This is a genomic window from Arcanobacterium sp. S3PF19 (assembly GCF_000758825.1).
Taxonomy (GTDB): domain Bacteria; phylum Actinomycetota; class Actinomycetes; order Actinomycetales; family Actinomycetaceae; genus Arcanobacterium_A.
The window spans coordinates 109,782-128,041 of the sequence record NZ_JRMX01000013.1; the positions used below are offsets into that span (position 1 = coordinate 109,782).

An 18,260-nucleotide genomic window follows, 5' to 3' on the forward strand; every position below is an offset into this window, starting at 1 on the left:
AGTGGATTTTTGCTCTCATGCGCCGTGTATTTTTCCCGGGGAGCGGGATATGGAAAGAGTGTGGCGGATTCTTCAAAATCCGCCACACTCTTTCCATATCCCGCAGGCTGCCCGGAAGGATTACCGTTCCGTTTCGCCCGCTCTTTCCCGTGCCCGGGCTTCCATCATTCTGCGTTCGTCTTTTCCGACGGTCCACATCAGAATCAGCGACAGCACAACCACGATCAGGAGCACGCCGTAAGTCACGTTCCATCCGAAGCTGTGGATGAGAATTCCCACGCCCGTGGAAGCAAGTGTTGCGCCCAGGAGGTAGCCGAACAGACCGGTGAAGCCCGCTGCCGTGCCGGCAACGTTTCGCGGGGAAAGATCGATGGCCTGCAGGCCGATCAGCATTACCGGGCCGTAAATCAGTCCGCCGATGATCGCGATCAGGAGGTAGAAGATCCACAGCGGGGCAGTTGCCGGAAGCATCCAGTAAATGAAAATCGCAACTCCGACTCCCGCGAGGAAGAGCAGACCGGCTCCGGAGCGCCAGCCTTTAAATATTTTGTCGGACACGAGTCCGCAAAGCAGAGTGCCGATAATTCCCGCCAGCTCATAAATGGCGAATCCGATGATGCCGTCTTTAATGTCTACGCCCTGAACTTCTTCCGTAAGATACACGGGAATCCAGCTCAGCACGCCGTAGCGGAGAGTGTAGACGAATACGTTGGTTACTGCCAGAAGCACGATCACGCGGTCGGTGAGCACGTGCTTAAACAGCATTTCGCTCCACTTTCCTTTTTCTTCGTCGCTTGCCTCGACTTTTGCCGGATCGTTGCGGTATTCCTCAATCGGGGGGAGACCCACCGCTTCCGGACGGTCGCGAATCAGTATCAGTGCAATCAGGGCCACTACCAGGGCAACGATTGCCGGCGCCCAAAATGCGGGTGTCCAGTCCGCATCCGACTTTGAGAAGTGCGACAGCGCCCAGGCGGAGATGAGTCCCACGCCCGCGCCGCCCACGTTATGGGCGCAGTTCCAGATCGAGGTCATCCATCCGCGTTCGGTGGTGGAGAACCAGTGCACGAGCACGCGTCCCGAGGGAGGCCAGCCCATGCCCTGGAACCAGCCGTTCAAAAACATAACGGTGGCAAACACGCCCACACTTGCGGAAATCGCCGGAACGAAGGCGATCAGCAGATTCATGATTGCCGACAGCGCCAGCCCCAGAGGCATAAAGTAGCGCGCATTTGCCCGGTCGGAAAGCATTGCCATGAAGAATTTCGACAGTCCGTAAGAAAAGAGAACCGCGTTGGCCACGATTCCGATTCCCACGGTGTTGAGGATGTCATGTTCCTTCAGAATTGCCGAAACGATGGAAACATTGTTTCGGATAAGGTAAAAGCCCGCATAGCCGATAAAAATACCGAGGAATACCTGCAGCCGAAGACTTTTGTAAAGCGAATTCACTTTTTCTTTTGCGACCGGCGCGGCCTTTGGCGGTGCCGAAAGAAAACCGAGAGAGTGTGATGATTGTTCCATGTTGTTACCCGAGATCTTCTCTGAACTCCAGTCCCGCCGCAGCGCAGTGCCGCGCGGGAAATTACATCTCCATTATGGGACTATGGTCGGTAACATGGTCCCGTCTTTTGGTAACGTTTGGTAACACGCTGTTACTTTGGCGTATTATCCCGGCATATTTTTGGCATTTAGCCGTCTTTTTCGCTTTCCGCCGCCGGCTTTGGGAGCGCCTGCGGCAGCTGCAGGGAATATCCTATTCCGCGTCTGGATTCGATGCGGCAGTCGGTTCCGACGAGTTCCATCTTTTTCCGCAGCCTGTAGACGGTGGTTTTCAGCATCTCCCGCCCGCCCCTGAGATTGGCTGTCTTCCACACTTCGGCAATCAGCGTGCGCGCGGGAACGGTCTTCCCCGCGTTGTCTGCCAGCAGCGCCAGCAGCCGCACTTCGGTAAGACTTTCGGTGAGCGGCAGACCTTTCCAGGAGGCCACCCCGCGCAGCTGATCCAGATGCAGATCGCCCAGACTGAGCTGTCCCAGCGTATCGTGGGGCCGGCTGCGCCGCACGATTGCCTGTGCGCGCAGTGCAAGTTCGCGGGGGCTGAAAGGTTTCGTAACGTAGTCGTCCGCGCCTGCCTCCAGGCCGGTAATCCGCTGTTCTTCTTCTCCCAGAGCGGTCAGCAGGATAATCGGGGTATGGTTGGAAATGCCGCGTATTTTCCGCGTCAGTTCCACGCCGGACATCCCGGGCATCAGTATGTCCGCCACGATCAGCTGGTAGGTCTGTGTCTGCAGAAAATCCCATGCCCGAATCGGATCGGATGTCGAGTCGCAGTTAAATCCCTGCGTTTCGAGGGCGAATGTGACGATCGAAAGCATCTGGCGCTCGTCGTCCACTACCAGTGCGCGGGGTTTGGCCAGCAAAGTCATTTCTCCGTATCCTCTTCTCCCCGGGGCAGCAGCACGTGGAAGGAAGTGCCTTTTCCGGGCATTGAATCGATCAGGATTCTGCCTCCGTGCGCGTCCGTAATCCGTTTGGCAACCATCATTCCTATTCCCGTGCCCGGTCTGCGCCCGGAACCGGTTGTGAACGGAGCGAAAATCTGATCGTATTCGGCCGGATCGATTCCCGTGCCCGTATCGGAAACAATTATATGCGTTCCCCCGTTTTCCCCGGCGGTGATCCGTACCGTAACGGATGTTTTCGGCGTGTGCTGCGTTTCCCCGCCGCAGATCCCGGCCGTTGGCGGGGCGGAATGCCGCAGTGCGTTGTTAATCAGGTTCCATACCAGCTGCCGCAGAAGCTGCGGATCGGCATAAATCTGCAGAATTCCCCCCGGGCAGTCCACAAGAATCGGCGTATCGGAAGTATGGCGCAGCTCGCGGGCGGCCGTGCCGACAATTTCGCGCACGTCGACGAGCTGCCTGCGGATTCGCAGCGGTTTGCCGGGATTGGCTCCGAGCAGAAAATTTTCGGCGATATTTACCACCTGATTTGAATTTTCGGTGATTGTCCGCACGAACTGTTTCTGCCGCGCATTCAGTTCCCCCGCCATTCCCTCGGCCAGAAGTTCCGCCGCGCCGGTAATCAGTGCCAGGGGGGTGCGTATTTCGTGTGAAATTATGGCCGGCCGGTAACGCCCGGCAGCGGCAAGGGCGCGCAGTTTTTTGTTTTTCCTCCGCTCCCTGAGCCACAGCGCCGCGCATATGCCGCAGCACAGCGCAGCTGCGGACACTACGGAGATATACAGTGCGGACGATGCCATAAACCCATCTTATCCCGATTCGGAAATATCTGTTGTTTTATACGGCGAAACAGAGGAGAATTTAAGTTGCCTACGCCGAAGGCGAAAAGGCCGAACGTCCGACGTCCGCCGCATTTTTCGCGGTAGAATCAGAGACGAAGTATTTCAAACAAGAGAAGGAGTCCCCGTGGCTGTCATTGAAGCCGTAAACTCGCGTGAAATTCTCGATTCGCGCGGAAACCCGACCGTAGAGGTTGAGGTAGTACTCGAAGATGGTACATTCGCCCGCGCCGGTGTTCCCTCAGGTGCATCGACGGGTGCTTTTGAGGCAGTGGAACGCCGTGACGGAGACAGCTCCCGTTTCGGCGGCAAGGGCGTGCAGGATGCGGTTGAGGCCGTGACCGAGATTATCGAACCGGAAATTATCGGCTTTGAAGCCGACGAGCAGCGTGCCATTGACCAGACCCTGATTGATCTGGACGGCACGAAGAATAAAGGCAAACTGGGCGCAAATGCGATTCTTGGCGTGTCGCTGGCCGTGGCGAAGGCAGCCGCGGAATCTGCCGGACTTCCGCTGTACAGGTACCTGGGCGGGCCGAATGCACACGTTCTGCCGGTTCCGATGATGAACATCCTCAACGGCGGTTCCCATGCGGATTCCAATGTTGACATTCAGGAATTTATGATTGCCCCGATCGGCGCCCCCTCTTTCAAAGAGTCGGTTCGCTGGGGTGCGGAGGTTTACCACTGCCTGAAGTCGGTGCTGAAGGAGCGCGGTCTGAGCACCGGTCTCGGAGACGAAGGCGGTTTCGCCCCGAATCTTGATTCCAATGCCGCCGCTCTGGATCTGATCTGCGAGGCAATCGAAAAAGCGGGTCTGAAGCCCGGTGCGGACGTGGCGCTTGCACTGGACGTGGCATCCACGGAATTCTTTGAAAACGGTGCCTACAATTTTGAGGGCGGCCCGAAGACCACGGAATTCATGGATGAGTATTACACAAAGCTGATCTCCGACTATCCGCTGGTTTCCATCGAGGATCCTCTTTCGGAAGACGAGTGGGACGCATGGAAGGCTCTCACCGCTTCGATCGGCGACAGGGTGCAGCTGGTCGGCGATGATTTCTTTGTGACCAATCCTGAGCGTCTGGCCAAGGGTATTGCGATGAACGCAGCGAATGCCCTGCTGGTGAAGGTAAATCAGATCGGTTCGCTCACCGAGACGCTGCAGGCAGTGGAAGAGGCACACCGTGCGGGATACAGGACGATGACCTCCCACCGTTCCGGTGAAACGGAAGATACCACTATTGCCGATCTGGCGGTGGCGACGAATTCCGGTCAGATCAAGACCGGCGCCCCTGCCCGCGGCGAGCGCGTGAATAAGTACAATCAGCTTCTGCGGATTGAAGACGAGCTCGGAGACGACGCAGTATATGCGGGTCGTTCGGCATTTCCGCGTTTCAAAAAGTAACTGACACGTTTCTTTTTTCGGAGGGAGCCGGCATTCGGCTCCCTCCTTTTCCGTTTCCGCGCAGTTCCCCTCCGCGGCGTTCGCGCAGCCGCGGCGCCCACACGGGTGCGCGAACGCCGACCGGAGAGCCTAAACGAAAAAATGCCGTTTGGCCTTAAACTGTTAGCATGAGTGTGCGCAGACCGAATCAGTGGAGTCCAAAGGGACGCTTTGACGGCGCACATCCAAAATCTTCCGCTTCCCGAAAAACGGCACCTTCCGTGCGGGCGTCCGGCGAAACGTCCGGTGAAACGCCCGGCAAAATATCTTCCGGGCAGTCGGCCGTTCCGTCCGCAGGGAAAAGAAAAAAGCCCGCCGGGCGCGGCGCTGCGGGGGCAGGAACGCATTTTTGGAAACGAAGCCGCATTTTTTCCCCACGGAGGAAAACAGCAGATCCTTCCGCTGCGAAAACAGGGGAAAATCCGGAAAAGGGAAACGGTGTTTTTCAAACCGACTGGGCTGCGGTGATTAACGGTACGGACCGTACGCGCAGATTTTCCCTGCGTCTGGTGGCTGTTCTCAGTTCGGTGATGCTTGCCGTGGTGATTGTGTCCAATCCGCTGCGCTCCTATATTTCCCAACAGGAGGAAAAGCGGTCTTTGGCGGCGGCCCTGGAATCGGGAAAAGAGCGCCTGTCCCGGATGAAGCAGGAAGAAAAACTGTGGAAAGACCCGGATTTTGTGCGTGCGCAGGCGCGCCGGCGGCTGGGATACGTGCTGCCCGGGCAGACGCTGTATTTGGTAGACGGTGAAGCCCTGAAAGGAAAAGAGTCCAAATACTTTAGGCAGGTCCGCCGGATAAACGAAGAACGCCGGGCGGCAACACCGTTTTATCTGACCGTGTGGGAAACACTGACGCTCAGCGGGAAAACGAAGGTGGGGGAGAATCCGCAGCACACTCCGCTGATCCGGCAGAAACGGCCGGCGAAAGAGCCGAAACGCGCACTTCCTGCAGGCAAAGCGCGGCAGACATCGGATAAAACACCGAAGAAATAAAGGGAAACAGGAGGGCGTGGTGAAAGAGCCGAAACGGAGTGTCGGTTTGGAACTTCTGCGGCAGGTAGCGGAAAACGCAACGGAAATTCTGCCTGCCGACATTGACATTTTAACTGCCCAGCTGGGGCGCGAACCGCGCGGATTGGTGGGAATCGGGGCCCGCTGTGCCTGCGGCGTTCCGGCGGTGACGGTGACGTATCCGCGTCTGCCGGACGGGTCCCCGTTTCCCACACTGTTCTACCTTTCTTTGCCGTGGGCCGTAAAAGCGGTGTCGCGTATTGAAAGTGCGGGAGAAATGGCGCAGATGAACGAGCGTCTGGGCTGCGAACCGGATTTGGCGCAGTCCTATGCCGGGGCGCATCTGATCTACGTGAAGCGGAGAAACCTGCTGGAAGAGATTCCGCAAATCGGAGGTAAATCAGCCGGAGGGATGCCCGACCGGGTGAAATGTCTGCACGCGCTGGCTGCATATGCGCTCGCGGCCGGAAAAGGAATCTGCCGTTTCGGCGACGAAGTGCTGGAGCGTATCGGCTGGGATCCGGATCGGTGCCGCTGCGCCCGGTCTTAGTTTCCCGTTTGGGGTGGATGCCTGCCAAATGTGAGAACTTTCAAAAGCCGGCAATGGAATTTTTGTGGACCTGCGTGGCACAGTGGTGAGTATGAAAGTTGCGGGCATTGACTGTGGTACTAATTCCCTGCGCCTTTTGGTTGCGCAGGCGGTTCCCCGGGCCGGGGGAAACGGACTGCGGCTGCGCGAAACCGTGCGGCGCATGGAAGTTGTGCGTCTGGGTGCGGGTGTGGACCGTACGGGGAAATTTAACGGGGAAGCTCTTGCCCGGACTCTGCGCACGGTTTCGCACTACGCCCGGATCTGTGAGGGCGAAGGCGTGGAATCGATTCGTTTTGCGGCGACTTCGGCCACGCGCGATGCGGAAAACAGGCAGTGCTTTATTGACGGGGTAAAGGAGCGTCTGGGGGTGTGCCCGCAGGTTCTTTCCGGAAAACAGGAAGCGGAAATGTCTTTTGCGGGTGCCGTTTCGCCGCTCGATACGCAAATGTTTCGTTCCGAACTGCTGGCGGTGGATCTGGGCGGAGGTTCCACCGAATTGGCGCTCGGCACGCCGGGGGGAAGACTGCTGGAGAGTTTTTCCATGAATGTTGGGTGTGTGCGAATGCATGAACGCCATCTGCACGCCGATCCTCCGACGGAAGAGGAGATTGCCGCTGCGCGCAGGGATGTGCGTCTGGCATTGGACGAAGCGGAAAAATACGTGGATTTAAGCCGCGGCAGATCTGTGCTCGGTCTGGCGGGAACGGTGACCACGGTTACTGCCCGGGCTCTGGGATTAAAATCTTACGATCCGCAGAAAATCCACGGCACATTTTTGACTGTGCCCCGGATAGATGAAGTCTGCAATTGGTTTATCGGCTCAAATGCTTCCATGCGCGCGGCAGAAGGATATCTGCACCCGGGAAGGGCGGATGTAATTGCCTCCGGAGCGCTTGTATGGCAGGAGATTGTGCGCCGTATCGATCTGCGCATAAAAGAAAAAGGCGGAGAGCTTGGCGGAGTTTTCACCTCCGAACACGATATTCTTGACGGACTGGCGCTGTGGGCGGCACGCGAACCAAACCCGCCGTGCCTGTGAGCGCGGCGGGCAGGAATTAAGGTTCGGCAAAATCTTTTGCGCCCGCCGGCGCGCGGCGGAAATTCATGCCGTCTTCAAAGATCCGTGCCGTTCCCGTCCCCGAAGACGGGTGAAAATCAGTCGGTAGGCGGGGCGGAGGAGTGGATCTCCGTGCGCGAAGAAAATCTCGTACGGTACTTTGCCCGCATTTTTACGGCCGTTCCGCCCAGTATTACGGATATTGCCGTTCCCACAATCACGGCAACGCGTGCGTGTGCCTCCACGGGTGCCTCCGGAGGGAATGAAAGTGTGGCAATCAGCAGCGAAACCGTAAAACCGATTCCCGCGACCAAAGAAATGGGCAGAATATCCATAATCCCGATGGATCTTTCGAGACGCAGCCCGAAAAGTCTGATCATAACCAGTACGCCGAGCGTGATGCCCAGCATTTTGCCCAGGGGGAGACCGAGATAAACACCCAGGGCAACGGAGTCGGCGAACATCTTTTCAAACCCGCCGGCGTCCACCACGTCTACGCCCGCGGCAAAAAACGCAAATACGGGCAGCACGAACCCTGCCGAATAAAATCCGATTTTCTCTGTGAAAACTTCGGTCAGCGGGTGGGGTTCGTGTCTCTTCTGAATAGCCGGGACCGTCATCCCCAGGGCCACGCCCGCAATGGTGGCGTGTATCCCCGACAGATGCATTAAATACCATGCCACGATCCCCACAGGCCAGAGCAGGTATGGGCGGAGAATACGTTTCTGCACGAGACATCCGAATACGGCGATCACGGCCAGTGCGCCGAGCAGAGCGTAGAAGTTCAGATCGGTGGCAAAGAATACGGCGATCAGAATGATTCCCAGCAGGTCGTCCACCACGGCAAGCGTCATTAAAAATGTTCTTGCCGCAGGGGGAAGTCCTTTCCCGAACAGCCCCAAAACAGCCAGCGCAAATGCGATGTCGGTAGCTACGGGAATTGCCCATCCGCCGTATTCCGTCGATCCGGTAAGCAGCTGAATCAATGTATAAACCAAAATCGGGCCCGCCATGCCGCATACGGCGGCGAGAATGGGGACCAGTGCTTTGCGCACGTCACGCAGGGAACCGATTGCGAATTCCTGTTTCAGTTCCAGGCCGACGGTGAAAAAGAACACGGCGAGCAGGCCGTCGGCCGCCCACTCGGACAAAGGCAGATAAAGGTGCAGTGCGTGCGGGCCGAAAGACAGGGAAGAAAAATCCCCGTATGCCCCGCGCACGCTCCGAATCGGAAAATTTGCCCATATAAGGGCGATAACGGCGCCGGTAATGAGTACAAGCCCGGCAACCGTCTCGTTTTTCAGTACGCGCCGATACCTCTGCATTACGGTTGGCTTTTTTGCCATATTGACCACTTCCGGGATATGCCTGTTTTTGCTTAACTTTTATCTTCCGGATTATTGTATAAAATTTTTCTCCGCCGAATTTTATGCTTACATAATATGGAATGCGGGGTTTGTAAATGGCTGCCGATGACGGGTATGATGGATATGTTTCTTTGTCTTTGAAACGCCCCCTTAGCCCAATCGGCAGAGGCAGCAGACTTAAAATCTGTCCAGTGTGAGTTCGAGTCTCACAGGGGGCACCGACTCGGAGCGTGGCGGCTTTCTCTGCCGCCGCGCGAAAAAGAGGCGGGCGGAATATGCGCTGCGCCGAATTAAATCCCGCTTTGGCCAAACGCATATCCCGCCCGTAAACCGCCTTTCCGGACTGCTTTCCTTCAGACGTCCTTTCTCCGGTAGCGTACCCAGCCGATCACCAGAATTACCGCGACGTAGGCAAGGAAAATACACAGGGCAGTCTGCGGCGCGCAGTCGGGCGTCTGCAACGTTTCCTTTATTTCCTCCAATTGGCCGGCGGGAGCCGAAGAAACGGCGTAGTTAATGAGATTCCCGGGGAAAAACGGGGGAAGCGTATCCCGCAGCAGTTTAAGCGGAATAATCTGCAGGATACTGAGCAAAAATATCAGGGAGAATCCCAAAGCGAGTGCCCCGGCAGTGGAACGCAGCAGATAGCCCAGACCGAGCGTGAAAAGCTGCGCACCGATTCCCGCCAAAAGCAGACAGAGGAATGCCCGTGCGTCCGCGGAGGAAAAAGGAGCGGTTTTCGCAGCCGTAATATATACCACGGCGGAACATACCGCTTCCAGGATGATTCCGACACCCAGCGCCCAGAGCGCGGAAGCCAGGGTCTTTGCCAGGAAATTTCGCGTACGCGAAGGGTCGGCAAGGTTGGTGGTGCGTATCGTGTTGAAAGTGTATTCGGAAGTTACGGCGCCGACTCCCATAATCAGGAAAAATATGACGGGGATATTCCATCCGTCGGTGATCATGCCGAAATGCCGGATGCCGGCAGCCGAATGTTTCACAACCAAGGCACATATTCCCGCATAGAAAATCACGGCAAGCACTGTGCTGACTGTGATAATGCGCTGTGTGCAAAGTTTCAGGAATTCACTGTGCAGAGACCTGAAAAACGTTATCTTATAATTCTGCGTCTGTGCCATTATCGCGTCCCTTCCGCGGCGGTGCCGTTTCCCGTCTCCGGGGTGTTTCCGTTCTTTTCCGTGTTTCCGGCCACTCTGTAGTCCATGCTGTTTTCCGTCAGTTCCATGAACACATCTTCCAAAGAAGAATGGGATTCGCTCAGTTCGTGAATCTCCAGGTTCCTTGCATACAGCAGTTTTCCGATTTCGCTGCGCTGTGCGCCCCGGATTTCGATCCATCCCTGCGGATACCCCTCCGCAGGCTGCCTAAACTCCGGTTCGTATCCCGCCTGCGCGATTGCCTGTAGAATCTGTGTCGGATTCGGGCCTTCCACTTTAACGGAAGTATGTGCGCGCGACTGCGTGAAAGCAGAAATAGGCCCCTGCGCAATCAGTTTCCCTTTTCCGATAATCACCAGATCGTCTGCCGTAACGGACATTTCGCTCATCAGGTGGGAAGAGATGAATACCGTACGTCCCTCGGCGGCAAAACTGCGCGCCAGTTCGCGCACCCAGCGCACGCCGTCGGGATCCAGGCCGTTTACCGGTTCGTCGAACATAAGCACTTTCGGATCTCCCAGAAGGGCGGAGGCAATTCCCAGTCTCTGCCCCATGCCCAGAGAAAATCCCTTCAGCTTTTTCTTTGCCGCCGATGCGATGCCCGTCATCTCCAATACTTCGTCGACGCGTTTGCGCGAAATTCCGTTTCCGGCGGCAATGATCCGCAGATGCTGCCGCGCCGTGCGGCCCGGGTGAAATGCCTTTCCGTCCAAAAGCGCGCCTACCTCGCACAGCGGAGCCTTCATCTCCCGGTAGGGTTTTCCGTCAAAAAGAACATTCCCGGAGGTGGGCTGGTCAAGACCGAGCATACAGCGCATGGTTGTGGATTTTCCGGAGCCGTTCGGCCCGAGAAAACCCGTCACCGCGCCGGGGCGGAGCGTGAAGGAAAGATCGTCCACGGCAACTTTTTTGCCGTATTTCTTCGTCAGATGCTCAACTGTGATCATAAAATAAATCCTTAAAATCAGCGAGAATATGTGTGCTTGTCATTCAGTATAAAATGCGCTGTGCGGGCAGGCTTTGCGTCTGCGGGACTATTTTCCGTTCGCTCAGGGGATACTGCGGAATGATGAAAAGAAAATACCTTTAAGATAAAATCAATACGGATAATGCGTATGGTATCGCTTAAAACAGAGCGAAAGGAAAGAAAACAGATGTCGAATCCGATTATGGAGAAGAATCCGTATTTTAAGAATGCGGGAATGCGCCCGAATCAAATGGGGCAGACCACGGAATACGGTTTTGACTATGTCGGCCGGTATTCCCCGCAGGGATATCGGGAAGCGCAGGCGGATTATGCCGCGCCCGCAGGCACAATGACTTATGCGAATGCGATGAACAGAACGGCAGTTTTGCTGGGGGTAACGCTCCTGTCCGGAATTGTGACGGCCACGCTGTTCCCGCTTTCCGCGCTGCCGCCGATTGCCGTTTTCGGTTCCCTGGCCGCCTTCGCAGCCGGGATCGTAATTGCGCTCCGCCGGGTAATCGCCGCGCCTCTTGCGGTGGGGTATGCGGTTTTGGAAGGCGTATCGCTCGGTGCCCTGACCCGGTACGTGGACGTTTTTCTCCCCGGTGTGGCACTGCAGGCGGTGATCGCGACTGCGATTATCGTCGGCGTCACGCTTGCCCTGCATTACAGCGGAGCGGTGCGCACAACGCCGCGCGGAATGAAGATTGCCCTGGCGGCCGTGTTTGGAGCCGTTATTTTCAGTTTTGTGAATATGGGATTCATGTGGTTTGGAAAAACCAATATGCGCACGGATATTACGGTGATGGGTCTTCCGCTGGGCGTCGTGATCGGCGTTGTGATGCTTCTTGTTGCCGCCTATATTCTGATCGGCGACTTTGAGGCCGTGCAGTATGCGGTGGAAAACCGTGCCCCGGAGAATTTCGGCTGGACGTGTGCGGTCGGAATCGTGATGACCATCCTCTGGATTTATGTCGAGGTGCTGCGTCTGGTAATGATTCTTGCCGACAACCGCTGATAGAACGCGGCGCGGCAGCGCCGCGCAGTCCTAAATGACGGTGGGGAGGAGAACCCGAACGGGTTCTCCTCCCCACCGTCATGTGCGGCGTAACCGCCTCTGTTTTCGGATTTTCAGCGGTAGCGGTGATCGTCGTCGGCGCCGATGATGTCTACCACAAACACAAGCACGTCCGTGCCCGAAATACCGGCCCGGGGATTTCCGTTTTCTCCGTAGCCTTTGCTCGGAGGGATGGAAATAAGCAGCCGGCTTCCCACCTGCTTACCGACGATTGCCTGATCCCATCCCTGAATAACCATTCCCACGCCGATTGGAAAACGCGTCGGTTTGCCGCGGAAATACGAAGAATCAAAAATTTCCCCGTTCCAAATCTGTCCGTGGTAGTTTACTTCTACTTCCTGCCCTGCCTGCACCACAGGGCCGTTGCCCTCTTGCAGTACCTCTACGCGCAGACCTTTCGGCGCGGGTGCATCGGGGAATGTCAGCTCGGGTGCTTCCCCAAATTTTCCGCTGACGGAGGGGAGTAATACTTCCATTGTTTTACCTCATTTTCTGATCTTGCATTCATTAGTTTAGATGAACCGGTCCCGCTCCCGGAAGTGGGCAGGCGATTCCCGAAGCGGAGTGGCAGCGGTATCCGTCGGGATTTTTTTCCAGATAACGCTGATGCTTTTCTTCTGCCGGGTAAAACGGGAAGTGCGCCGCATCGTGCAGTTGCGTAACGATACGCCCTTTTCCGTGGGCGGAAAGAACTTTCCCGTAGGCGGCAATCATAGTTTTCGCCGTGTTTTTCTGCTCTTCCGTGGTGTGGAAAATCGCACTGCGGTACTGCGTACCGATGTCCCCGCCCTGTCTGTTGAGGGATGTGGGATCATGGCATTCGAAAAATGTCTGCAAAATTTTCGCGGTATCCGTCCGCTGCGGATCGAATACCACTTTTACCGTTTCCGTGTGTCCGGTAGTGCCCGTGCAGACCTGCGGATACGTCGGATTTTCCGTATGTCCGCCCATGAATCCCACGGCGGTGCCCGATACGCCCGGCATTTTTGCGTATATTTCCTCCACGCCCCAGAAACATCCCGCCGCGAGATAAATGACGGCGCGCCGCTCGCGCCCGTTTCCGCTCCCGCATTCGCACCCGTGTGTTTCACCGGCCATATTTTCCTCCTCTGTGCCGCCTTTGCCCCGGCTGTTCCCTTAAATTGGCAAAAAGAGAGCCGCGGGATTATATTCCTGCAGCTCTCTTTGGTAAATACTGCTTTTTCAGAAAGGTTTGATACTTTTCACTTCCACCCGGAATTCTTTTCCGTTCGGTGCGATATATGAAGTTTTGTCTCCCACCTTCAGACCCATAATAGCCGAGCCCAGAGGCGCGGATTCGGGGTAGACGGCAATATCCATATCCGCCGCGGCCTCGCGGGAACCGAGAGTGAATGTTTTTTCGTTTCCGTTCACTTCCGCGGTGATTTTCAGTCCGGGTGCGACGACGTCGGCGACGGTGGGTTTTTCCCCTACTTCGGCGTGCTCCAACAGATATGTGAGCTGCTGAATGCGCCCTTCCATCTTGGACTGTTCCTCGCGCGCGGCATGGTATCCGCCGTTTTCGCTGAGGTCGCCCTCGGAACGTGCCGCTTCGATACGCTCCACGATTTCGCTTCGTCCGGTGGTCTTGAGCTGTTCGAGCTCGGCAGACAGACGTTCGAAACTTTCTTTGGAAAGCCATGTTGTTTCGCTCATTTGTTGCTCCTAGTCATGTGTTGCCGCCGGGTGGCGACACTGCCTTTGCGCTCCCAATAACAAGAATACACGTGCATTCCACACGTGCTTTTTACAAGTGGAAACAATACCACGGCAGGAAAGAATTAACAATCGAAAATTATTTCCCTCCGGTGCGCGTATCCGTTTTGGCGGGGAATACGGGCGGAAAGCGGACGGTCCGCCGCCCGTACGTTTGCTCAGCGGACGAACAGTGCGAGCCAGATGGCCACGGCGTGGCAGGCGAAGCCCGCCACTGTGCCCGAGTGGAAAAATTCGTGGAAACCAAAGTATCTGGGCCAGGGATTGGGCCAGCGCAGTGCGTAGAACAGGGCGCCGACCGTGTAGCACATGCCTCCGGCCACAAGCAGCCAGACGATTGCCGGATTGCCGTTTCTCCAGAACGAGGGCAGGAACCACACCGCCACCCAGCCGAGAGCGATGTATATGGTTACATACAGCCAGCGGGGTGCCTCAATCCAAAATATGTGCATAAAAATTCCCGCCACGGTGCCGCCCCAGACAATAGCCAGCACGGTGGCGGCCTGCCGGGGAGTGAGCAGCATTACGGAAAGGGGAGTATAGGTGCCTGCAATCAGAAGGAAGATGTTTGCGTGGTCTGCCCGGCGGAGCACCGCTTTCACCGCAGGCGGCCAGTTTCCGATATGGTATGTGGCGGAAATTCCAAACAGAAGCAGTGCCGCCATTCCGTAGATGAGAATACCGACCCGCTGGGCGGCGCTGCCCGCAAGAACCGTCAGTACAACGGTGTTTGCCAGAGTAAGCGGGGCGGTTACGAGATGAATCCAGCCGCGCAGTTTCGTTTTCCGAAATCCGGCATTAAACATTTTGGTGGCTGTCTTTGGCATATGCACGGCTGTTCCTTCCCGAAATAACTGACTGCTACCAGTATCGCACTGCATGCATCCAATGGAAAAGTTTTGCGTTTTTTCCAAAAAACCATTTAACCGGCGGGTATTTTCCCCGGTTTCGGATTCTCGCGCCAAATGCGTTTTCTTTCGCCGCACGGTATACTGATCCGTATTACTGCTGTCGGCGTGCGGTTAACCATGCGGAGGAAAGAAAATGGGCGGCTGGAATTTTCTCTACCGGCTTTACGAGCGCGGTCTGCTCAGAGGATTGGAGGACGCTTCCCTTCCGCGGCACGTGGGCATTATTTTGGACGGCAACCGCCGCTGGGCAAAATCTTTGGGCGTGGCCGCGTCCTCGGGGCACCGCAAAGGCGCGGATCATGTGCGTGAGGTCTTGGGCTGGTGTGAGGAAACAGGGATTGAAATCGTAACTCTGTGGCTGCTTTCCACGGAGAATCTTTCGCGTGCAAAAGACGAACTGAACGAACTGCTCGATATTATTGCGCGCCTGACGGAGTCTCTGGCGGCGGCAAAACGCTGGCGGCTGCGCGTGATGGGCGACCTGGGACTGCTCCCGCCTCCGCTTGCGCGGCGCATAGCGGGCGCGTGCCGCAGCACTGCCGAAATCGGGGGAATGACGGTAAACGTGGCAATCGGTTATGGCGGCAGACAGGAAATCACCAGTGCCGTGCGTGGGTATCTGACGGAAAAAGCCATGCAGGGAGCCACTCTTGAGCAGGTTATCGAATCGGTTTCGATCTCGGATATTACCGATCATATGTATACCAGCGGGCAGCCGGATCCGGATCTGATTATCCGCACTTCGGGGGAGCAGCGGATGAGCGGTTTTATGCTCTGGCAGACTGTGCACACCGAATTTTATTTTTGCGAAACATACTGGCCCGATTTCCGCCGGACCGATTTTCTGCGTGCGCTGCGCGACTATTCGCTGCGTGAACGGCGTCGGGGGAGATAGCCCGGCGCGTACGGTTCTGTTTCGCGGCGCTCCGGAAACGGGCCGGCCTCGCGTGTACCGTTACAGTGCCCCTACGGAGTATTTTTCCGAATAGGCGGCGATTTCTTTCCGGGTGGGCGGATTTGCCCCGCGTCTGGTGACGGTGATGCCGGCTGCGGTGGCGCAGTATGAACCCAGGGAGACCAGCGCGGCTTTGGAGATGCGCAGCAGGCCTTTTACGTCTTCCGCGCCGAGCATGGAGATTCTGCCCAGACCGTCGATCAGCGCGGACATCAGCGAATCTCCGGCCCCGACTGTGTCTACCACTGTCGCTTTTGCTGCGGGAATGGTCATTTCGTGCTGTCGGGTGAAGAGACGCAGACCGTCTTTCCCGGCGGTAACGACTACGAGCAAAACCCCGGCGTCCAAAAGCTCCCGCGCGGTTTCGGACGCCGGTCTGTTGCCGTAGAGTGCCGAAAGGTCTTCCGCCGAAGCTTTGAAAATATGAATCAGCGGCAGCAGGGATGTGATTTCCGCGCGCATTTTTGCAGGTGATCCGGTTACCTGCAGGCGGACGTTCGGATCGTAGGAAATGCTTGCGCTGCCGCGGTAAAATTCAAGCCATTCTTTTACGGCGGTATTGCCGGGTTTCAGGTGCGCACCCAGCGATCCGAAATGAAGATGAGCGGGCGCGTTTGCGAGAAGTTTTTCGCGGGAGCGGGAATCCTGCGGGGGATGGGGATAGGAAGAGACGATCCGGAAATCATAGTTTGCCGAACCGTCGCCGCGCAGCGTTGCCGTGGCTGTCGAGGTCGGTTCGCCGGTGACCGAGCCGGGCATAAGCGTTACGCCTGCCTGCCTGCAGTGGGCGATTATTTTTTCCCCGAAAGCGTCGCTGCCGATCCGTGTGAGCAGCTGTGTTTTCCGTCCCAGGCGGGCCAGTCCCACGGCCACGTTCAGGGGAGAGCCGCCGGGACTGCTTACCGTTTCGGTGCTTTCTTCCCCCGAAGTGGCGCTGCCGGGGACGTGAATTCCGGAGAAAATGTCGAGAAGCGCCTCGCCGATCACCAAAACAGTCATCGGTTTGACTCCTCTGTTGTCTGTGATTCGCCGGAAAGAGGCAGTCCGGAGGTGTTTTTCAGTCCGTCTGTCTGCACAAGCCGGGCGGTCTGTTCCTGTGCCGCGGCGAGCCGTTCCTGCGCGCCTGCCAGGCAGGTTTCGCAGCGGCGGGCAAGTGCCTCGCCCAGTTCCCACAGCGTGACCGACTCTTCAAGTTCGGTGTTTCCCTGTTCCAGGCGGGATACGATTTCAACTAGTTTTGCGCGGGCTTCCTCATAGCTTAAATGGGCTACTTTGGCGTCCAAATCGGCGGCTGTGGGGGTCGCCTGCTCCTGTGTGTCTGTCATCGCCTCTCCCCGAAGTTGGCTGAAATTTATCTCCGGCGTCTATGAACGTATATCGGAGACAGAAATTTCCAATTGTACCGTTCCGTCTGCAACGATTGCTTCCAGTGTCTTATTTGATTCTATATCGTTAATGGAACGAATCAATTTCTTATTTCTGTTACGTAGAATACTGTAGCCTCTGTTCAGCGTCGATTGTGGGGATAAAGTCCGCAGTCGCTGCAAAAGTGCTTCCGACTGTGACGTTTCCAATTTTATTTTTTGCGCGGTATCGCTCCGCAGTGCCCTGTGCAGGGCGGTAAGATCATTTTGCCGCAGCGTCAGCATTTCCCCGGGCCGGGAAAGTACGGGTTTTTCCCGCATAAACCGCAGCTGCGAGCGCTGTTCGCCAATCAGATACCGCAGGTGTTTCCTGCCGCGCATAAGTGCGTTCTTAATCCCCTCGCGTTCTTCCTCCATGGACGGGACGATCCGTTTGGCGGCGTCGGTCGGAGTGGAGGCGCGCACGTCGGCGACGAAATCCAGCACGGGGGTATCTGCCTCGTGTCCGATTGCGGAAACGATGGGCGTCTTTGCGGCGGCTGCGGCGCGGAGCAGTTTTTCCTCGGAAAAGGGGAGCAGATCTTCCACGGATCCTCCGCCCCGGGCAAATACAATCACATCGACATCGGGTATCCGTTCCAGTTCGTGCAGTGCGCCGAGCATTTCGTCTACGGCGCGCCCGCCCTGGATCTGTACTTCGCGGATTTCAAAGTCTGCGCCCGCCCAGCGTTTTCGGGCGTTGACGACGACGTCGCGTTTTGCATCCGTGTTTCTCCCGCAGATCAGTCCGATTTTCCGGGGCAGAAAAGGCAGGGGTTTCTTTCGGGAAGCGTCGAACAGCCCTTCGGCGCGCAGTTTTGCTTTCAGCTGTTCGATGCGTGCCAGGATATCGCCCGTTCCTACGGGACGGATCTCGTCGGCCATAAGCGTAAGTGAGCCGTTCCCCTTCCAAAAATCGGGTTTGGCGCAGATTATTATCCGTGCTCCGGAAGTGAGTGCGAAACGCAGGTTGTGGGTAAAAATTTTCACGGTCATGGCGGCCGGCTCGTTTAGGTCGGAGAGCGTGAAGTACTGAATTTTTGCCCCGGGGCGCGGATTGTATGTGATCACTTCTCCCTCAACCCAGATGCGAGACATCCGGGCCACGTATTCTTCGATTTTTGCCGAGAGCAGGTGCAGGGGCCACGGATTTTCGGGTGTGGTCTGCGCGGCAGTCGGCGGAAGATGCGCGGGAACGGGAACGGTTGAGCGTGATGTGTCCATACACAGATTGTGGCACGTTTTGCCGTT

General features: G+C 56.7%; 19 protein-coding genes and 1 tRNA gene. 7 read left to right on the top strand and 13 right to left on the bottom strand.

Going from position 1 to position 18,260, the window contains the following annotated elements; all coding sequences use genetic code 11:
- Nucleotides 1-120: 120 nt before the first annotated feature.
- The 3 genes from HMPREF1631_RS03075 to HMPREF1631_RS03085 all read right to left on the bottom strand — a co-directional run bounded on the left by HMPREF1631_RS03075 (nt 121) and on the right by HMPREF1631_RS03085 (nt 3,265).
- Nucleotides 121-1,524, bottom strand: coding sequence for an MFS transporter (locus tag HMPREF1631_RS03075; protein ID WP_156956208.1), 1,404 nt, complete (start codon nt 1,522-1,524; stop codon nt 121-123).
- Nucleotides 1,525-1,691: 167 nt separating this feature from the next.
- Nucleotides 1,692-2,429 carry a response regulator transcription factor gene (locus HMPREF1631_RS03080; protein WP_034232337.1) on the bottom strand — a complete coding sequence of 246 codons (738 nt, stop codon included), beginning with the start codon at nt 2,427-2,429 and terminating at the stop codon, nt 1,692-1,694.
- Entirely contained in the window at nt 2,426-3,265 is an 840-nt protein-coding gene (locus tag HMPREF1631_RS03085; protein ID WP_034232340.1) for a sensor histidine kinase KdpD, read from the bottom strand. Before HMPREF1631_RS03085 ends, HMPREF1631_RS03080 begins: the two co-directional genes overlap by 4 nt.
- A 166-nt stretch (nt 3,266-3,431) precedes the next feature.
- Here HMPREF1631_RS03085 and eno point away from each other — a divergent pair, with 166 nt between their 5' ends.
- The 4 genes from eno (at nt 3,432) to HMPREF1631_RS03110 (ending at nt 7,395) form a co-directional block, all read left to right on the top strand.
- Complete coding sequence (eno, locus tag HMPREF1631_RS03090) at nt 3,432-4,712, top strand: phosphopyruvate hydratase (RefSeq protein ID WP_034232343.1); 1,281 nt, start codon at nt 3,432-3,434, stop codon at nt 4,710-4,712.
- 167 nt (nt 4,713-4,879) lie between these two features.
- The gene (locus tag HMPREF1631_RS06975) at nt 4,880-5,746 is read left to right on the top strand and encodes a septum formation initiator family protein (RefSeq protein WP_084707372.1); all 867 of its coding nucleotides are present in this window, start codon (nt 4,880-4,882) and stop codon (nt 5,744-5,746) included.
- Between the two features lie 19 nt (nt 5,747-5,765).
- Nucleotides 5,766-6,314 carry a DUF501 domain-containing protein gene (locus HMPREF1631_RS03105; protein ID WP_084707418.1) on the top strand — a complete coding sequence of 183 codons (549 nt, stop codon included), beginning with the start codon at nt 5,766-5,768 and terminating at the stop codon, nt 6,312-6,314.
- A 64-nt stretch (nt 6,315-6,378) separates the two neighbouring features.
- On the top strand, nt 6,379-7,395 hold the full coding sequence (locus tag HMPREF1631_RS03110) for an exopolyphosphatase (protein WP_369794723.1): 1,017 nt from the start codon (nt 6,379-6,381) through the stop codon (nt 7,393-7,395).
- A 116-nt stretch (nt 7,396-7,511) separates the two neighbouring features.
- Here the strand turns inward: HMPREF1631_RS03110 and nhaA are convergent, their stop codons facing one another.
- Nucleotides 7,512-8,759, bottom strand: a complete 1,248-nt coding sequence (gene nhaA / locus HMPREF1631_RS03115) for a Na+/H+ antiporter NhaA (protein WP_052047010.1) — start codon at nt 8,757-8,759, stop codon at nt 7,512-7,514.
- Between the two features lie 165 nt (nt 8,760-8,924).
- Here nhaA and HMPREF1631_RS03120 point away from each other — a divergent pair.
- A tRNA-Leu gene (locus HMPREF1631_RS03120) sits at nt 8,925-8,998 on the top strand.
- A gap of 135 nt (nt 8,999-9,133) precedes the next feature.
- On the opposite strand, the gene HMPREF1631_RS03125 is transcribed toward HMPREF1631_RS03120, so the two are convergent.
- A complete protein-coding gene (locus tag HMPREF1631_RS03125; protein ID WP_034232351.1) occupies nt 9,134-9,919 on the bottom strand; it encodes an ABC transporter permease subunit in 786 nt (261 codons plus the stop codon).
- Complete coding sequence (locus HMPREF1631_RS03130; protein WP_084707374.1) at nt 9,919-10,905, bottom strand: ABC transporter ATP-binding protein; 987 nt, start codon at nt 10,903-10,905, stop codon at nt 9,919-9,921. The genes HMPREF1631_RS03125 and HMPREF1631_RS03130 overlap by 1 nt, the downstream gene beginning before the upstream one ends.
- A 207-nt stretch (nt 10,906-11,112) precedes the next feature.
- On the opposite strand from HMPREF1631_RS03130, the gene HMPREF1631_RS03135 reads away from it, so the two are divergent.
- Nucleotides 11,113-11,943 (top strand): Bax inhibitor-1/YccA family protein, encoded by an 831-nt coding sequence (locus HMPREF1631_RS03135; protein WP_052047011.1) that lies wholly within the window; start codon nt 11,113-11,115, stop codon nt 11,941-11,943.
- Nucleotides 11,944-12,056: 113 nt separating this feature from the next.
- On the opposite strand, the gene HMPREF1631_RS03140 is transcribed toward HMPREF1631_RS03135, so the two are convergent.
- From HMPREF1631_RS03140 to HMPREF1631_RS03155, 4 genes are all read right to left on the bottom strand, one after another.
- Nucleotides 12,057-12,479, bottom strand: coding sequence for an FKBP-type peptidyl-prolyl cis-trans isomerase (locus tag HMPREF1631_RS03140; protein ID WP_034232354.1), 423 nt, complete (start codon nt 12,477-12,479; stop codon nt 12,057-12,059).
- 31 nt (nt 12,480-12,510) lie between these two features.
- Nucleotides 12,511-13,101, bottom strand: coding sequence for a peptide-methionine (S)-S-oxide reductase MsrA (msrA, locus tag HMPREF1631_RS03145; RefSeq protein WP_034232357.1), 591 nt, complete (start codon nt 13,099-13,101; stop codon nt 12,511-12,513).
- Nucleotides 13,102-13,206: 105 nt separating this feature from the next.
- Nucleotides 13,207-13,680 carry a transcription elongation factor GreA gene (gene greA / locus HMPREF1631_RS03150; protein WP_034232360.1) on the bottom strand — a complete coding sequence of 158 codons (474 nt, stop codon included), beginning with the start codon at nt 13,678-13,680 and terminating at the stop codon, nt 13,207-13,209.
- Between the two features lie 218 nt (nt 13,681-13,898).
- Nucleotides 13,899-14,567 (bottom strand): hemolysin III family protein, encoded by a 669-nt coding sequence (locus HMPREF1631_RS03155; protein WP_198017359.1) that lies wholly within the window; start codon nt 14,565-14,567, stop codon nt 13,899-13,901.
- A gap of 217 nt (nt 14,568-14,784) precedes the next feature.
- Here HMPREF1631_RS03155 and HMPREF1631_RS03160 point away from each other — a divergent pair, with 217 nt between their 5' ends.
- Nucleotides 14,785-15,546 carry an isoprenyl transferase gene (locus HMPREF1631_RS03160; RefSeq protein ID WP_034232366.1) on the top strand — a complete coding sequence of 254 codons (762 nt, stop codon included), beginning with the start codon at nt 14,785-14,787 and terminating at the stop codon, nt 15,544-15,546.
- Nucleotides 15,547-15,606: 60 nt separating this feature from the next.
- Here the strand turns inward: HMPREF1631_RS03160 and HMPREF1631_RS03165 are convergent, their stop codons facing one another.
- From HMPREF1631_RS03165 to xseA, 3 genes are read right to left on the bottom strand one after another with little or no spacing between them, the layout of a single operon-like run.
- Entirely contained in the window at nt 15,607-16,605 is a 999-nt protein-coding gene (locus HMPREF1631_RS03165) for a carbohydrate kinase (protein WP_052047012.1), read from the bottom strand.
- Entirely contained in the window at nt 16,602-16,931 is a 330-nt protein-coding gene (locus tag HMPREF1631_RS06790) for an exodeoxyribonuclease VII small subunit (protein WP_052047013.1), read from the bottom strand. The genes HMPREF1631_RS03165 and HMPREF1631_RS06790 overlap by 4 nt, the downstream gene beginning before the upstream one ends.
- A 39-nt stretch (nt 16,932-16,970) precedes the next feature.
- Entirely contained in the window at nt 16,971-18,233 is a 1,263-nt protein-coding gene (gene xseA / locus HMPREF1631_RS03175; RefSeq protein ID WP_034232369.1) for an exodeoxyribonuclease VII large subunit, read from the bottom strand.
- Nucleotides 18,234-18,260 lie beyond the last annotated feature (27 nt).

What these genes read in the sequence shown, in the direction of transcription:
- HMPREF1631_RS03125 (WP_034232351.1), bottom strand. Translation starts at nt 9,919, where the DNA reads ATGGCACAGACGCAGAATTATAAGATAACGTTTTTCAGGTCTCTGCAC.
- xseA (WP_034232369.1), bottom strand. Translation starts at nt 18,233, where the DNA reads ATGGACACATCACGCTCAACCGTTCCCGTTCCCGCGCATCTTCCGCCG.
- msrA (WP_034232357.1), bottom strand. Translation starts at nt 13,101, where the DNA reads ATGGCCGGTGAAACACACGGGTGCGAATGCGGGAGCGGAAACGGGCGC.
- HMPREF1631_RS03075 (WP_156956208.1), bottom strand. Translation starts at nt 1,524, where the DNA reads ATGGAACAATCATCACACTCTCTCGGTTTTCTTTCGGCACCGCCAAAG.
- greA (WP_034232360.1), bottom strand. Translation starts at nt 13,680, where the DNA reads ATGAGCGAAACAACATGGCTTTCCAAAGAAAGTTTCGAACGTCTGTCT.
- HMPREF1631_RS03155 (WP_198017359.1), bottom strand. Translation starts at nt 14,567, where the DNA reads ATGCCAAAGACAGCCACCAAAATGTTTAATGCCGGATTTCGGAAAACG.
- HMPREF1631_RS03165 (WP_052047012.1), bottom strand. Translation starts at nt 16,605, where the DNA reads ATGACTGTTTTGGTGATCGGCGAGGCGCTTCTCGACATTTTCTCCGGA.
- nhaA (WP_052047010.1), bottom strand. Translation starts at nt 8,759, where the DNA reads ATGGCAAAAAAGCCAACCGTAATGCAGAGGTATCGGCGCGTACTGAAA.
- HMPREF1631_RS03080 (WP_034232337.1), bottom strand. Translation starts at nt 2,429, where the DNA reads ATGACTTTGCTGGCCAAACCCCGCGCACTGGTAGTGGACGACGAGCGC.
- HMPREF1631_RS03085 (WP_034232340.1), bottom strand. Translation starts at nt 3,265, where the DNA reads ATGGCATCGTCCGCACTGTATATCTCCGTAGTGTCCGCAGCTGCGCTG.
- HMPREF1631_RS06975 (WP_084707372.1), top strand. Translation starts at nt 4,880, where the DNA reads ATGAGTGTGCGCAGACCGAATCAGTGGAGTCCAAAGGGACGCTTTGAC.
- HMPREF1631_RS03160 (WP_034232366.1), top strand. Translation starts at nt 14,785, where the DNA reads ATGGGCGGCTGGAATTTTCTCTACCGGCTTTACGAGCGCGGTCTGCTC.
- HMPREF1631_RS06790 (WP_052047013.1), bottom strand. Translation starts at nt 16,931, where the DNA reads ATGACAGACACACAGGAGCAGGCGACCCCCACAGCCGCCGATTTGGAC.
- HMPREF1631_RS03140 (WP_034232354.1), bottom strand. Translation starts at nt 12,479, where the DNA reads ATGGAAGTATTACTCCCCTCCGTCAGCGGAAAATTTGGGGAAGCACCC.
- HMPREF1631_RS03130 (WP_084707374.1), bottom strand. Translation starts at nt 10,905, where the DNA reads ATGATCACAGTTGAGCATCTGACGAAGAAATACGGCAAAAAAGTTGCC.
- HMPREF1631_RS03135 (WP_052047011.1), top strand. Translation starts at nt 11,113, where the DNA reads ATGTCGAATCCGATTATGGAGAAGAATCCGTATTTTAAGAATGCGGGA.